The sequence below is a fragment of the Streptomyces sp. DSM 116795 genome, from assembly GCF_055792905.1.
The window spans coordinates 5,092,697-5,106,360 of record NZ_CM147707.1 but is presented as its reverse complement, the minus strand read 5'-3'; the positions used below and the strand labels follow the sequence as shown (position 1 = coordinate 5,106,360).

The window sequence follows — 13,664 nt, the reverse complement described above, 5'->3', positions numbered from 1 at the left end:
TCGGGTCCGTGCTGATCCGTGCTGGTCCAGGCGGCTACAAGTAGCGGCGCCTGGCGGCCGCGTGGCGTTCGTACTCCTCGCGTGCCTTGCGCGCGGCCGGACGGCCGGAGGTCTCGGCGACCACCACGTCCCACCAGGCCGCGGCCCCGGGCGGTGCCGGCGCCGAGGGGCCGGTGTCGGTCTCGACGTACACGCACGTGGGACGTTCGGAAGCGCGCGCCCGCGCGAGAGCCGTACGCAGCTCGCCGACGGTCTCCGCGCGGATGACGTCCACGCCGAGCGAGGCCGCGTTGGCGGCCAGATCGACGGGCAGCGGCTCGCCCGTGTACGAGCCGTCGGCCGCGCGGTAGCGGTAGGCGGTGCCGAAGCGTTCGGCGCCGGTCTGCTCGGACAGGCCGCCGATGGAGGCGTAGCCGTGGTTCTGCACCAGCACCATGTTGATGTTGACGCCCTCCTGCACGGCCGTGACGATCTCGCCCGGCAGCATCAGATACGTGCCGTCGCCGACCAGCGCCCACACGGGCCGGTCCGGGGCGGCGAGCCGGACTCCGATGGCGCCGGGGATCTCGTAGCCCATGCAGGAGTAGCCGTACTCCAGGTGGTATTGGCGCGGTGAGCGGGCCCGCCACAGCTTGTGCAGGTCGCCGGGGAGGGAGCCGGCGGCGTTGATGACGATGTCGTCGTCGCCGACGACGCCGTCCAGGGCGCCCAGCACCTGGGCCTGGGTGGGGCGGGCGCCCTCGTCCTTCGCGGCGTACGCGGAGTCGACGGCCCGCTCCCACTCCGCCTTTCCGCGGGCGTACTCCTCCTCGTACGAGGCGGTGACACGGTGCCCCAGCAGGGCTCCCGACAGGGCCTCCAGTCCGGCACGGGCGTCGGCGACGAGCGTCAGCGCGCTCATCTTGTGCGAGTCGAACGGGGTGATGTTGAGGTTGAGGAAACGCACGCCCGGTTCGGCGAAGAGCGTGTTCGACGCGGTGGTGAAGTCGCTGTACCGGGTGCCGACGCCGATGACGAGGTCCGCGGTGCGCGCCAGGTCGTCGGCCACGGCGGTGCCGGTGTGGCCGATGCCGCCCACGTCGCAGGGGTGGTCGAAGCGGAGTGATCCCTTGCCCGCCTGGGTGCTCGCGACCGGGATGCCGGTGGCGTCGGCCAGCGCCCGGAGTGCGTCCTCGGCCTCGCTGTGGTGCACGCCGCCGCCCGCGATGATCAGGGGCCTGCGGGCGTCCAGCACTGCGGTGGCGGCGGCCGCGACCTCGGCGGCCTCCGGTCCCGGCCTGCGTACGTGCCAGACGCGCTCGGCGAAGAACTCCTCGGGCCAGTCGTACGCCTCCGCCTGCACGTCCTGCGGCAGCGCCAGCGTGACGGCGCCGGTGTCGGCGGGGTCGGCGAGGACGCGCATGGCCTGCAGGGCGGCGGGGATCAGCGCCTCGGGCCGGTGTACGCGGTCGAAGTAGCGGGACACGGGCCGCAGCGCGTCGTTGACGGAGACGTCGCCGGCGCCCGGCACTTCGAGCTGCTGCAGCACGGGGTCGGCGGTGCGGGTGGCGAAGATGTCGCCGGGGAGGAGCAGCACGGGCAGCCGGTTGACGGTGGCGAGGGCGGCGCCGGTGACGAGATTGGTGGCTCCGGGACCGATGGAGGTGGTGACGGCGTGGGCGGAGAGACGGTTGTTCTGCCGGGCGTAGCCGACGGCGGCGTGCACCATCGCCTGCTCGTTGCGGCCCTGGAGGTAGCGCAGCGGCGCGTCGTCGCCCTGGCCGCTCTCGACGAGCGCCTGGCCGATGCCGGCGACGTTGCCGTGTCCGAAGATGCCCCAGCAGGCGTCGATCAGCCGGTGCCGCCGCCCGTCGCGCTCGGTGTACTGGGCGGCGAGGAAGCGCACCAGCGCCTGCGCGACGGTGAGGCGCCGCGTGCCGGGTCCGGGGCCGCCGGCTCCCGAGGCTCCCGAGCCTCCCGGTGCTGAGTTCACTTTCCAGTCTCCCCTTCCACTGTCGGTGCGTGGTAGAGCGGCAGCCTTGGATCGACAGGCTGCTCCTCCCAGCTGCCTCGGATCCAGGCGTGTTCTGGATGGTCGCAGATAAGCCACGCCCGCTCCAGACCCGGTCCGGCCATCACGTTCAGGTAGTACATGTCGTGGCCGGGCGCGGCGATGGACGGCCCGTGCCAGCCGTCCGGAATCAGCACCGCGTCGCCGTCACGCACCTCGGCGAGCACGTCGGTTCCGCTGCGCGGGCCGGACGGCGAGACCCGCTGGTAGCCGAGGCCCGGGACCTCCGCGGCGCCGGCGACGTCCTCCGTACGGTGCGGGGCGATCTCGAAGTAGTAGATCTCCTCCAGCTCGCTCTCCACTCCGGGCCGGTCCTCGTCGTGCTTGTGCGGCGGGTACGAGGACCAGTTGCCGCCCGGCGTGAGCACCTCGACGGCGATGAGCTGGTCGGCTTCGAAGACCCCGGCCGCACCGAAGTTGTTGACCTGCCGGGAGCAGTTGCCCCTGCCGCGCAGTTCGACGGGCACGGACGAGGCCGGACCGTAGCGCGCGGGCAACCTGCGTGTGCAGCGGGCGCCGGTGAGCGCGAAGCGGCCGCCCGCGGCGCTGGTGATGCTCACCCCGGCGTCCCTCGGGACGTACGCGAAGTCGCTCACGCCGTCGAAGACGCTTGCGCGGCCGTGGAGTTGGAACGTCTCGCCCTCGGCGGCGACGGTGCAGCCGCCGCTGAGCGGCAGGACGATCCACTCGCTCTCCCCCGCGCCGAACTCGTGGGTGCCGCCGGGTTCCAGCTCCAGGACGCGCAGCGAGGTGTAACCCCACCCGGCCCTCTCGGGATCGATCTCGAGCGTGTACGGGGCCGCGGCCGCGCTGCCCGCCGGCAGATGCAGTTCGCTGCGTGTCATGTGCGCCATCCTGGGTTTCCTGGGGTTCCTGCGGTTCCTCGGAGTCCTTCTTGCGCCCGGCGTCCTTCGTGTGCCCTGCTCACAGCAGCCCGACCGCGGTGTCCACGGCGCCCGCCACGTCGCCGTCTGCCGGGTAGAGCAGGGACCGTCCGACGACCAGCCCGCGCACGGTGGGCATGCGCAGCGCTGTACGCCACTTCTCGTACGCACCCTCCTGGTCGCCGTTCGTCTCGCCGCCCAGCAGCACCACCGGCAGCGTCGAGGTCTCGCACACCCATGCCATGTCGTCGGGGTCCTCGGCGACGGGAAGCTTCAGCCAGCTGTAGGCGGAGGTGCCGCCCAGGCCGGAGGCGATGGCGATGGAGCGGGCGACCGCCTCCGCGCTGAGGTCGTTGCGGACCTTGCCGTCCACGCGGCTGGAGATGAACGGCTCGATGAAGACGGGCAGCCGCCGCGCCGCCATGTCGTCGACGGCGCGCGCGGTGGAGTGGAGGGTGGCCAGCGAACCGGCGTCGCCGTAGTCGATGCGCAGCAGCGCCTTGCCCGCGTCGAAGCGCAGCCGTTCGATGTCCTGGGCGCGGTATCCGGTGAAGCGGTCGTCGAGTTCGTACGTTGCGCCGGCCAGTCCTCCGCGGTTCATCGAACCCATGACGATCTTGTTCTCGAGGGCACCGAGAAGCAGCAGGTCCTCCAGGATGTCGGCCGTCGCCAGTACGCCGTCGACTCTCGGACGTGACAGGGCGAGCGTCAGCCGTTCCAGCAGCTCCGCGCGGTTGGCCATGGCCAGTTCGCTGCCGCCGATGCCGAGGGCGCCGCGAGCCGGGTGGTCGGCGGCGACGATCATCAGCCGGCCGCTCTCCCCCACCAGGGGACGGCGGGCGCGTCTGGCGGCAGCCTCCGCGATCGCCTCCGGGTGCCTGGCCCGTACGGCGACGAGGTCACAGATGCTGATGCTGCTCAAGGGAGTTGCTCGCTTTCGTGGCGTGGCGTGGCCTGGCCCTGGCGACCCGGCGGGCGTGACGGAGCGGCGGCGCAGGTCAGCCCCGCAGGAGTTCCTCGACCTCGCCGGCGGTGGGCATCGCGGTCGAGCAGGCCAGCCGTGAGGCGACGAGGGCCCCGGCGGCGTTCGCGTACCGCATCGTGTAGTCCAGATCCCAGCCGGCGAGCAGCCCGTGGCAGAGCGAGCCGCCGAAGGAGTCGCCCGCGCCGAGGCCGTTGACGACCTCGACCGGGTGCGGGGGGACCTGGGCGCGGGTGCCGTCGCGGTGCGCGGCGAGCACCCCCTTGGGGCCCTGCTTGACGACGGCGAGTTCGACGCCCGCCTCCAGCAGGGCGTCGGCGCAGGCCTCCGGTTCGCGGGTGCCGGTGGCGACCTCGCACTCGTCGAGGTTGCCGACGGCGACGGTGGCGTTCGCCAGTGCCTGCCGGTAGTACGGGCGTGCCTCCGCCATGACCGCCTGCCCGGCGTCTCCGGGGTCCTCAGTGTGCTCCGTGTGCTCGGCGGGCTCGCCCCAGAACATGGGCCGCCAGTCCATGTCGAAGACGGTCGCGGTGGGCTCGCCGCCCGGGTGCCGCATGCGGCTCTCGGCGCGGGCCTCGAGGGCGGTGAGGGTCGTCGTGCGGCTCGGTTCGGCGCACAGCCCCGTGCCCGTCACCCAGAAGATGCGCGCGGCCGCGATCGCGTCGAAGTCGAGGTCCTCGGGTGCGAGTTCGAGGTCGGGGGCCTTGGGCTCACGGTAGAAGTACAGCGGGAAGTTGTCGGGCGGGAAGATCTCGCAGAAGGTGACGGGGGTGGGATACCTGGTCACGGGCGTGACCCACCTGTCGTCCACACCGAAACCGCGCAGCGCCTGGTGGCAGTACTCGCCGAAGGGGTCGTTCCCGGTGCGGCTGATCACGGCGCTGGTGTGCCCGAGCCGGGCGGAGGCCACGGCGACGTTGGTCGCGGAGCCGCCGAGGAACTTCCCGAACGTCTCGACCTGCGGGAGCGGAACGCCGGTCTGGAGGGGGTAGATGTCGACACCGATGCGGCCCATAGTGATGACGTCGTGCGGCTCTTCCGTGACTGCCATGGATGCCCTTCCCTGGGTCGTTCCCTCGCTCGGCCTCCTCATCGTCGGCGCTCACGGCAAAACCTGTCAATGATTTGTCCTTACATACTGACGTGGCCGTCGCCAGCAGTCTTCTTAGTCCGTATGAAACGTTGTCCTTACATACTCTTGACAGTGGCCGCGCGCACCGACTTGGCTCGGCCCGTCGCTCCGCGCGACCCTCCGGCCCGTGACATCACACGCAAGACGTACGTAGAGCGAGGAGCCCTCAGTGACTTCTGCGACCCCTTCCCTCGACCGCATCCGGGTCGGCTCGGCGCCCGACTCCTGGGGCGTCTGGTTCCCCGAGGACCCCGAGCAGGTGCCGTGGCGGCGCTTCCTCGACGAGGTCACAGAGGCCGGTTACGAGTGGATCGAACTGGGCCCGTACGGCTACCTCCCCACCGACCCCGCGCGTCTCACCGAAGAGGTCGGCTCACGGGGCCTCAAGGTCTCCGCCGGCACCGTCTTCACCTCGCTGCACCGGGGCCCCGCGGTGTGGGACGCCACATGGGAGCACGTCAGCCAAGTCGCCGCTCTGACAAGGGCGATGGGCGCGGACAACCTCGTGGTCATCCCGTCCTTCTGGCGGGACGACAAGACGGCCGAGGAGATCGAGCCGCGCGAACTGACCGCGGAGCAGTGGCGCCACCTCGCGAGCGGCACCGAGCGCCTGGCCCGTGAGGTACGCGAGAAGTACGGGCTGGAGATCATGGTGCATCCGCACGCGGACACCCACATCGACACCGAGGAGCACGTCGAGCGCTTCCTCGACGCGACCGACTCCGGCCTGGTCAACCTCTGCCTGGACACCGGCCATTACGCCTACTGCGGCGGCGACAGCGTCAAGCTGATCGAGACGTACGGCGAACGGATCGGCTATCTGCACCTCAAGCAGGTCGATCCGGCCGTCCTCTCCGACGTGGTGGAGAAGGGGACGCCCTTCGGGCCGGCCGTGCGGCAGGGCGTGATGTGCGAACCGCCGCTGGGCGTACCGGCGATGGAGCCGGTGCTCACCGCCGCCCAGGGTCTCGGCGTGGATCTCTTCGCCATCGTCGAGCAGGACATGTATCCGTGCCCGCCGGACCAGCCCCTGCCGATCGCCCGCCGCACACGGCGTTTTCTGCGCGGGTGCGGCGCTTAGGGCCCTTAGGGCCCATCCGGGCATACCCGCGAGGGGTGTTGGCACCCTGTCACGAGCGTCACCATTACCCCGTCGGTACGTCACAGACCTTCAACAGGCCCTCCCCGTCGGTCACTCAGCGTCGTTCACCGGGCACAGGCTGATGATCAACAGCCGCTTCTGTGGTCCCTGTGGGAGGTGCCGAGTTGCCCGATCGACGACTCTGGTCGTACAAGGACATCGCAGCGCACATCGGAGTCCGTACGGACACGGTGCGCTCGTACCGCAAGCACGGCCTGCTGCCGCCGCCCGACCTCGTGGAGGGCGGCAAGCCGTTCTGGTACGCGGACACCGTCCGGGCCTGGGTCACGCGCCGTCCCGGACACCGGGGAGGGCGCTGAGGGCGCGACTGGCGAAACACCGGCGCACGCACGCTGGTTCTGTGAGGCGGGCCGGGGCCCCGGCGCGCGTCTCCCACCGAGATCCTTGAGGATCTCCAGGGGGGGGCGGGCGCCGGGGCCTCTGTCATATTCGGACGCGCATCACCGCACAGCGGGAATACCTAGGGGGGGTATACTGGTCGTTGTCTCCGTGCCACACCGGAGCACAGGAGCCGGCGAGAACCAGGCATGACCAGGGAGCGACGATGAGCACAGTCACCACCACGTACAAGGTCAGCGGCATGAGCTGCGGGCACTGCGAGGGCGCCGTTTCGAGCGAGATCTCGGAGATCGAGGGCGTGTCCTCCGTGAAGGCGGTCGCCTCCACCGGCGAGGTCACCGTCACCTCCGCCGCCGAGCCGGACGACGAGGCGGTACGCGCCGCGGTCGACGAGGCCGGCTTCGAACTGACCGGGCGGGCATAGGCCCTGCCCCGCACCCGCATCCCACCCCGTCGGTCCCGGGAGCACCACGATGTCCAGCACCACGGAGCATGAGGCGCCGGCCGCCGCCCCGCATGCGGTGGAACTGTCCATCAGCGGCATGACGTGTGCCTCGTGCGCCTCCCGGGTCGAGAAGAAGCTCAACCGCATGGACGGCGTCTCCGCCGGCGTCAACTACGCGACGGAGAAGGCGAAGATCCGGTACGCGGACGGGGTGTCGGTGGACGACCTCATCGCCACGGTGGAGCGCACGGGCTACTCGGCGCAGCGGCCCCGGCCTCCGGTCACGTCCGCGCCGGGGCCGCGTGCCGAACCCGGCCCCCTGGAGGCGGAGGCGGGTGCGGTGGCAGGCCCCGAGGCGGGCGAATCGGCCGCGCTGCGGCAGCGCATCCTCGTCGCACTCGTGCTGTCCCTGCCGGTCGTGCTGCTGTCGATGGTGCCGCCCTTGCAGTTCGACAACTGGCAGTGGCTATCGCTCGCACTCGCCTCACCCGTGGTCGTCTGGGGCGGCCTGCCCTTCCACCGCGCCACCTGGACGAACCTGCGCCACGGCGCCGCCACCATGGACACCCTGATCACGGTCGGCACGCTCGCGGCCTTGGGCTGGTCGCTGTGGGCGCTGTTCTTCGGGGACGCCGGGATGCCGGGCATGCGGCACGGTTTCGAGTTCACCCTCTCTTCCGGCTCGGGCGGGGGCTCCTCTGCCCTCTATCTCGAAGTCGCCGCGGGCGTCACGACGTTCCTCCTGCTGGGCAGGTATCTGGAGGCACGCGCCAAGCGGAAGGCGGGCGCCGCACTGCGCGCGCTGATGCAGCTCGGTGCGAAGGACGTCGCGGTGCTCCGGGACGGCGCCGAAGTGCGGATTCCCGTCTCGCGGCTGGCCGTCGGCGACCGTTTCGTCGTACGCCCCGGGGAGACCGTCGCCACGGACGGCAGGGTCTCCGAAGGCGCGTCGGCTCTCGACACCTCGATGCTGACGGGCGAGTCGGTGCCGGTCGACGTGGCCGCGGGAGACGCGGTGACCGGGGCGACGGTCAACGTCTCCGGACGGCTCGTCGTGACCGCGACCCGGATCGGCTCGGACACCCAACTGGCCCGTATGGCACGGACGGTGGAGGAGGCGCAGAGCGGCAAGGCCGCCGTGCAGCGGCTCGCCGACCGGGTGTCGGCCGTGTTCGTGCCCGTCGTGCTGGTGCTGGCCGCGGCGACCCTCGCCGGGTGGCTTCTGACCACCGGCGACGTCGCCTCCGCCTTCACCGCGGCCGTGGCGGTGCTCATCATCGCCTGCCCCTGCGCGCTCGGACTGGCCACGCCCACCGCCCTGATGGTCGGTACGGGACGGGGCGCGCAGCTCGGCATCCTGATCAAGGGACCGGAGGTGCTGGAGTCCACGCGCCGCATCGACACCGTCGTGCTCGACAAGACCGGCACCGTGACCACCGGACGCATGGAACTGCACGACGTCGTCCCCGGTGAGGGCGTCTCGGAGGACGAACTGCTGCGGCTGGCCGGTGCGTTGGAGGACGCCTCCGAGCACCCCATCGCACGCGCCATCGCGCGGGGCGCCCGGGAGCGCGCCGGCGCGCAGGCGCCACCGCTGCCCGCCCCGGAAGACTTCGAGAACCTCGCCGGTCTCGGCGTGCGCGGCACGGTGGAGGGCCGGGCCGTGGAGGTCGGACGTGTGGCGGGTGAGCTGCCGGCCGGGCTGGCCGAGGCGAAGTCCGCGGCCGAGGCAGCGGGCCGTACGGCGGTCGCGGTCAGCTGGGACGGTGCGGTACGGGGCGTGCTGACCGTCGCGGACACCGTGAAGGACACCAGCGCCCAGGCCGTACGGGAACTGCGCGAACTGGGGCTCGCGCCGGTGCTGCTGACGGGCGACAACAGGGCGGTCGCGGAGGCGGTGGCCCGCAGCGTCGGCATCCTGCCCGCCGACGCCGCCGAGTCCGCCGGCGCCGCTAACAACACGGTGATCGCAGGGGTGTTGCCCGAGGACAAGGCCGGCGAGGTGCGCCGGCTCCAGAGCGAAGGGCGCACCGTCGCGATGGTCGGTGACGGCGTCAACGACGCGGCGGCCCTGGCGAGCGCCGATCTGGGCCTGGCCATGGGCACGGGCACGGACGCGGCGATCGAAGCCGGCGATCTGACCCTGGTGCGGGGAGATCTCCGGGTGGCGGCGGACGCGATCCGGCTGGCCCGGAGGACGCTCGGCACCATCAAGGGCAATCTCTGGTGGGCCTTCGGTTACAACGTGGCCGCGCTGCCGCTCGCGGCGGCCGGGCTGCTCAATCCGATGATCGCGGGGGCGGCGATGGCCTTTTCGTCGGTCTTCGTGGTCACCAACAGCCTGCGGCTGCGCCGTTTTCAGTGACGGTGCCGTTCCAAGTGACGCGATGAGTGGTGACCGCGACCGGTCACGGCCTCTCACGTGAGGGAAACGTGAAGATGGTGTGACGGCCACCCGACCCTATGTCCGTACGCGCCACTCTTGATGCGGGAAATCCGGAATTACCAACTCCACCCTTCCGCATCCCCGCGGGGACACCTGGGCGGCCGCACCCGGGCACCGAAAAGCGCCCCGCCGGTCAGGTCCCCCCACGGGCCTGTCGACGGGGCGCTTCCGTTTCCCGGTCACGGATTCCCCCCACGGGATCCTGGCCGGGTGCTTACTGGCTGCACGTACGGACGGGAGGGCCGCTCAAAGCTCCCCGCGCACGCTTGCCGATTCTGCTCACCGGGTCCGTCCCCCAAAGACGCACTCGGCAGTGGCGGCGGCTCCGCCGGGGGGCCGCTGCCACCCGGTTAGACGTCCGACCCTGGACAATGGTTACCCCCCAATTTCTGTGACCTATGTCTCTCTGCGGATCTGCATATACGGAAGGCCCCAATCCGCTTGGATGGGGCCTTCCGCGGACGTCTCCCAAGGGGGCGTCACGCACTGTACAGCAAACGTCACCCGCGGGTCAGCGGGATTCGATGGGTACGTACTCCCGCTCGACGACGCCGGTGTAGATCTGCCGCGGGCGTCCGATGCGCGAGCCGGGCTCCTTGATCATCTCGTGCCACTGGGCGATCCAGCCGGGCAGCCGGCCGAGCGCGAACAGCACGGTGAACATGCTGCTCGGGAAGCCCATGGCCCGGTAGATCAGACCGGTGTAGAAGTCGACGTTCGGGTAGAGCTTCCGCTCGGTGAAGTAGTCGTCGCTGAGGGCGTGTTCCTCCAGGCGCAGGGCGATGTCCAGCAGTTCGTCGCTCTTGCCGAGAGCCGAGAGCACATCGTGCGCAGCCGACTTGATGATCTTCGCCCTGGGGTCGAAGTTCTTGTAGACGCGATGGCCGAAGCCCATCAGCTTTACGCCGTCCTCCTTGTCCTTCACCTTGCGGATGAAGGTGTCGACGTCGGAGCCCGACGCCTTGATGCCCTCAAGCATCTCCAGGACGCTCTGGTTGGCGCCGCCGTGCAGCGGTCCCCACAGGGCGTTGATGCCGGCGGAGATCGAGGCGAACATGTTCGCCTGCGAGGAGCCGACCAGCCGCACCGTGGAGGTGGAGCAGTTCTGCTCGTGGTCGGCGTGCAGGATCAGGAGCTTGTCGAGGGCGTTGACGACGACCGGGTCGAGCTCGAACTCCGCGGCCGGCACGGAGAAGGTCATCCGCAGGAAGTTCTCGACGTAGCCGAGGTCGTTGCGCGGATAGACCACGGGGTGGCCGATGGCCTTCTTGTAGGCGTAGGCGGCGATCGTCGGCAGCTTCGCCAGCAGCCTTATGGTCGACAGGTGCCGCTGCTCCTCGTCGAACGGGTTGTGGCTGTCCTGGTAGAAGGTCGACAGCGCACTGACCACGGACGAGAGCATCGCCATCGGGTGTGCGTCGCGCGGGAATCCGTCGTAGAAACGCTTGACGTCCTCGTGCAGCAGGGTGTGGCGGGTGACCTCGTCCTTGAAGGCGGCCTGCTGGTCGACGGTGGGAAGTTCGCCGTGGATCAGAAGGTAGGCCGTCTCCAGGAACGTGCCGCGCTCCGCGAGCTGCTCGATCGGGTATCCGCGGTAACGCAGGATTCCGCCCTCGCCGTCGAGGTAGGTGATGGCGGATTTGTACGCGGCGGTGTTGCCGTAGCCCGAATCCAGGGTCACCAGACCGGTCTCGGCGCGCAGCTTGCCGATGTCGAAACCACGGTCGCCGACCGTGCTGTCGACCACGGGGTAGCTGTACTCATCGTCCCCGTACCGAAGTACTACAGAGTTGTCGCTCACGTCTTCCCTCACCGACGTAGTGCCTCTTCTTCGAGGTGCCCTGACCCTTTCCACTGTCTCCCACTGAGCGCGGTGCGGTGCACTCGGGGTCGGCCAAAGGGCTCTTTGATGGCACGCAGTGCCGTCTTCTTCTCAACATCCTGCACCCTCTACGCGGCGCCGGTCACCCCCTGGAACGGCTGGGGAGTGAGCTGGAGCGCAGAGGCGGCCCGCAGCCGGTGATCCAGGGCCGTGCACCGGCGGCCCGCGGAGACCGTGCGGACTGCCTGCCCGATCGCCTTCCGCGATCCCACAAGCACCACCAGACGCTTTGCCCGGGTGACGGCGGTATAAAGCAGATTGCGCTGGAGCATCATCCAGGCACCCGTGGTGACGGGAATCACCACTGCCGGGTATTCGCTGCCCTGGGAGCGGTGGATGGTGACGGCGTAGGCGTGGGCCAGCTCGTCCAGTTCGTCGAAGTCGTAGGCCACCTCCTCGTCCTCGTCCGTACGGACCGTCAGACGCTGGTCCTCCGCGTGCAGCGCGGTGACGACGCCGACGGTGCCGTTGAAGACGCCGCAGGCGCCCTTCTCGTAGTTGTTGCGGATCTGGGTGACCTTGTCGCCGACGCGGAAGACCCGCCCGCCGAAGCGCTTTTCCGGAAGGTCGGGCCGTGCCGGGGTCACCGCCTGCTGCAGCAGCCCGTTGAGCGTCCCGGCGCCGGCCGGGCCGCGGTGCATGGGCGTGAGCACCTGTACGTCGCGCCGCGGGTCGAGGCCGAACTTCGCCGGGATGCGGCGGGCCACGACATCGACGGTGAGCTTCCCTGCCTCCTCCGAGTCGTCCTCGGAGAAGAGGAAGAAATCACTCAATCCGTGGGTGACGGGCTGCGCCCCGGAATTGATGCGGTGCGCATTGGTCACCACACCGGACTGCTGCGCCTGCCGGAAGATCCGCTTCAGCCGCACCGACGGGACGGGACCGCCCTCGGCGAGCAGATCCCGCAGCACCTCGCCGGCACCGACGGAGGGCAGCTGGTCCACATCGCCCACCAGCAGCAAGTGGGCGCCCGGCGGCACGGCCTTGATCAGCTTGTTGGCCAGCAGCAGATCGAGCATCGACGCCTCGTCGACCACCACCAGGTCCGCGTCGAGGGGGCGGTCACGGTCGTACGCCGCGTCCCCGCCGGGCTTCAGCTCAAGCAGTCGGTGGACCGTGGAGGCCTCCGCTCCGGTCAGCTCCGCCAGCCGTTTGGCTGCCCTGCCGGTGGGCGCCGCCAGGACGACCTTCGCCTTCTTCGCCCGCGCCAGCTCCACCACCGACCGCACGGTGAAGGACTTGCCGCAGCCGGGCCCGCCCGTCAGCACCGCCGCCTTCTCGCTGAGCGCGAGCCGCACCGCCTGCCGCTGCTCCGGAGCCAGCTCGGCTCCCGTGCGCTCCGCGAGCCAGCGCAGCGCCGCCTCCCAGTCGACGTCCTGGAAGGCGGGCATCCGGTCCTCCGGTGCGTGCAGCAGCCGGCGAAGCTGACCGGCCAGCGACAGCTCCGCCCTGTGGAACGGCACCAGATAGACGGCCGTGAGCGGCTGCCCGTCCTCGCCGGGGACCGTCTCGCGCACGACCCCCTCCTCCTCCGCGGCGAGTTCGCCGAGGCAGTCGATGACGAGGCCCGCCTCGACCTGGAGCAGCTTCACCGCGTCGGAGATCAGCCTCTCCTCGGGGAGATAGCAGTGCCCCTGGTCGGTGGACTGCGAAAGGGCGTACTGCAGACCGGCCTTGACGCGCTCGGGGCTGTCGTGGGGGATTCCGACGGACTGCGCGATGCGGTCCGCGGTGAGGAAGCCGATGCCCCACACGTCCGCCGCCAGCCGGTAGGGCTGGTTCTTCACCACGGAGATCGAGGCGTCCCCGAATTTCTTGTAGATCCGCACGGCGATCGACGTGGAGACGCCGACGCCCTGCAGGAAGACCATCACCTCCTTGATGGCCTTCTGCTCCTCCCAGGCCGCGGCGATCTTCCCCGTACGCTTCGGGCCAAGGCCCGGCACCTCGATCAGCTTGCGCGGATCCGCCTCGATGACCTCCAGGGTGCCCGTGCCGAAGTGGTCGACGATGCGCTCGGCGATGCGCGGGCCGATGCCCTTGATCAGGCCGGAGCCGAGATACCGGCGGATGCCCTGCACGGTGGCCGGGAGAACCGTCGTGTAGTTCTCCACGGTGAACTGGCGGCCGTACTGCGGGTGGGAGCCCCAGCGGCCCTCCATACGCAGCGACTCGCCGACCTGCGCGCCCAGCAACGAGCCCACGACCGTGAGCAGTTCGCCGCCGCCGCGGCCGGAGTCGACTCTGGCCACGGTGTATCCGTTGTCCTCGTTGGCATAGGTGATGCGTTCGAGGACCCCTTCGAGCACCGCGTTCTGGAAGGACATGTGACAGACCGTAAC

At 70.3% G+C, this 13,664-nt stretch carries 10 protein-coding genes; 4 read left to right on the top strand and 6 right to left on the bottom strand.

What is annotated here, in order from left to right:
- Positions 1-34: 34 nt before the first annotated feature.
- The 4 genes from iolD to iolC form a co-directional block, all read right to left on the bottom strand.
- Positions 35-1,972, bottom strand: coding sequence for a 3D-(3,5/4)-trihydroxycyclohexane-1,2-dione acylhydrolase (decyclizing) (gene iolD / locus ACSMXX_RS21995; protein ID WP_473180411.1), 1,938 nt, complete (start codon positions 1,970-1,972; stop codon positions 35-37).
- The gene (gene iolB, locus ACSMXX_RS21990) at positions 1,969-2,895 is read right to left on the bottom strand and encodes a 5-deoxy-glucuronate isomerase (RefSeq protein ID WP_473180410.1); all 927 of its coding nucleotides are present in this window, start codon (positions 2,893-2,895) and stop codon (positions 1,969-1,971) included. Before iolB ends, iolD begins: the two co-directional genes overlap by 4 nt.
- A 79-nt stretch (positions 2,896-2,974) precedes the next feature.
- Positions 2,975-3,856: a Cgl0159 family (beta/alpha)8-fold protein gene (locus tag ACSMXX_RS21985; RefSeq protein ID WP_473180409.1), complete on the bottom strand. Its 882-nt coding sequence runs from the start codon at positions 3,854-3,856 to the stop codon at positions 2,975-2,977.
- Between the two features lie 76 nt (positions 3,857-3,932).
- Positions 3,933-4,967 carry a 5-dehydro-2-deoxygluconokinase gene (iolC, locus tag ACSMXX_RS21980; RefSeq protein WP_473180408.1) on the bottom strand — a complete coding sequence of 345 codons (1,035 nt, stop codon included), beginning with the start codon at positions 4,965-4,967 and terminating at the stop codon, positions 3,933-3,935.
- Positions 4,968-5,217: 250 nt separating this feature from the next.
- Here iolC and ACSMXX_RS21975 point away from each other — a divergent pair, with 250 nt between their 5' ends.
- From ACSMXX_RS21975 to ACSMXX_RS21960, 4 genes are all read left to right on the top strand, one after another.
- A complete protein-coding gene (locus ACSMXX_RS21975; RefSeq protein ID WP_473180407.1) occupies positions 5,218-6,129 on the top strand; it encodes a sugar phosphate isomerase/epimerase family protein in 912 nt (303 codons plus the stop codon).
- Between the two features lie 185 nt (positions 6,130-6,314).
- Positions 6,315-6,509: a helix-turn-helix transcriptional regulator gene (locus ACSMXX_RS21970; protein ID WP_070013986.1), complete on the top strand. Its 195-nt coding sequence runs from the start codon at positions 6,315-6,317 to the stop codon at positions 6,507-6,509.
- 245 nt (positions 6,510-6,754) lie between these two features.
- Positions 6,755-6,973, top strand: a complete 219-nt coding sequence (locus tag ACSMXX_RS21965; protein WP_473180406.1) for a heavy-metal-associated domain-containing protein — start codon at positions 6,755-6,757, stop codon at positions 6,971-6,973.
- 49 nt (positions 6,974-7,022) lie between these two features.
- Entirely contained in the window at positions 7,023-9,359 is a 2,337-nt protein-coding gene (locus ACSMXX_RS21960) for a heavy metal translocating P-type ATPase (protein WP_473180405.1), read from the top strand.
- A 592-nt stretch (positions 9,360-9,951) separates the two neighbouring features.
- Here the strand turns inward: ACSMXX_RS21960 and ACSMXX_RS21955 are convergent.
- Both ACSMXX_RS21955 and recD2 read right to left on the bottom strand, forming a co-directional pair.
- The gene (locus ACSMXX_RS21955) at positions 9,952-11,241 is read right to left on the bottom strand and encodes a citrate synthase (RefSeq protein WP_473180404.1); all 1,290 of its coding nucleotides are present in this window, start codon (positions 11,239-11,241) and stop codon (positions 9,952-9,954) included.
- Positions 11,242-11,390: 149 nt separating this feature from the next.
- A complete protein-coding gene (gene recD2, locus ACSMXX_RS21950) occupies positions 11,391-13,649 on the bottom strand; it encodes an SF1B family DNA helicase RecD2 (RefSeq protein ID WP_473180403.1) in 2,259 nt (752 codons plus the stop codon).
- Positions 13,650-13,664 lie beyond the last annotated feature (15 nt).

Coding starts and splice junctions, on each gene's coding strand:
- iolB (WP_473180410.1), bottom strand. CDS start 2,895: ATGACACGCAGCGAACTGCATCTGCCGGCGGGCAGCGCGGCCGCGGCC.
- iolC (WP_473180408.1), bottom strand. CDS start 4,967: ATGGCAGTCACGGAAGAGCCGCACGACGTCATCACTATGGGCCGCATC.
- ACSMXX_RS21965 (WP_473180406.1), top strand. CDS start 6,755: ATGAGCACAGTCACCACCACGTACAAGGTCAGCGGCATGAGCTGCGGG.
- ACSMXX_RS21960 (WP_473180405.1), top strand. CDS start 7,023: ATGTCCAGCACCACGGAGCATGAGGCGCCGGCCGCCGCCCCGCATGCG.
- recD2 (WP_473180403.1), bottom strand. CDS start 13,649: ATGTCCTTCCAGAACGCGGTGCTCGAAGGGGTCCTCGAACGCATCACC.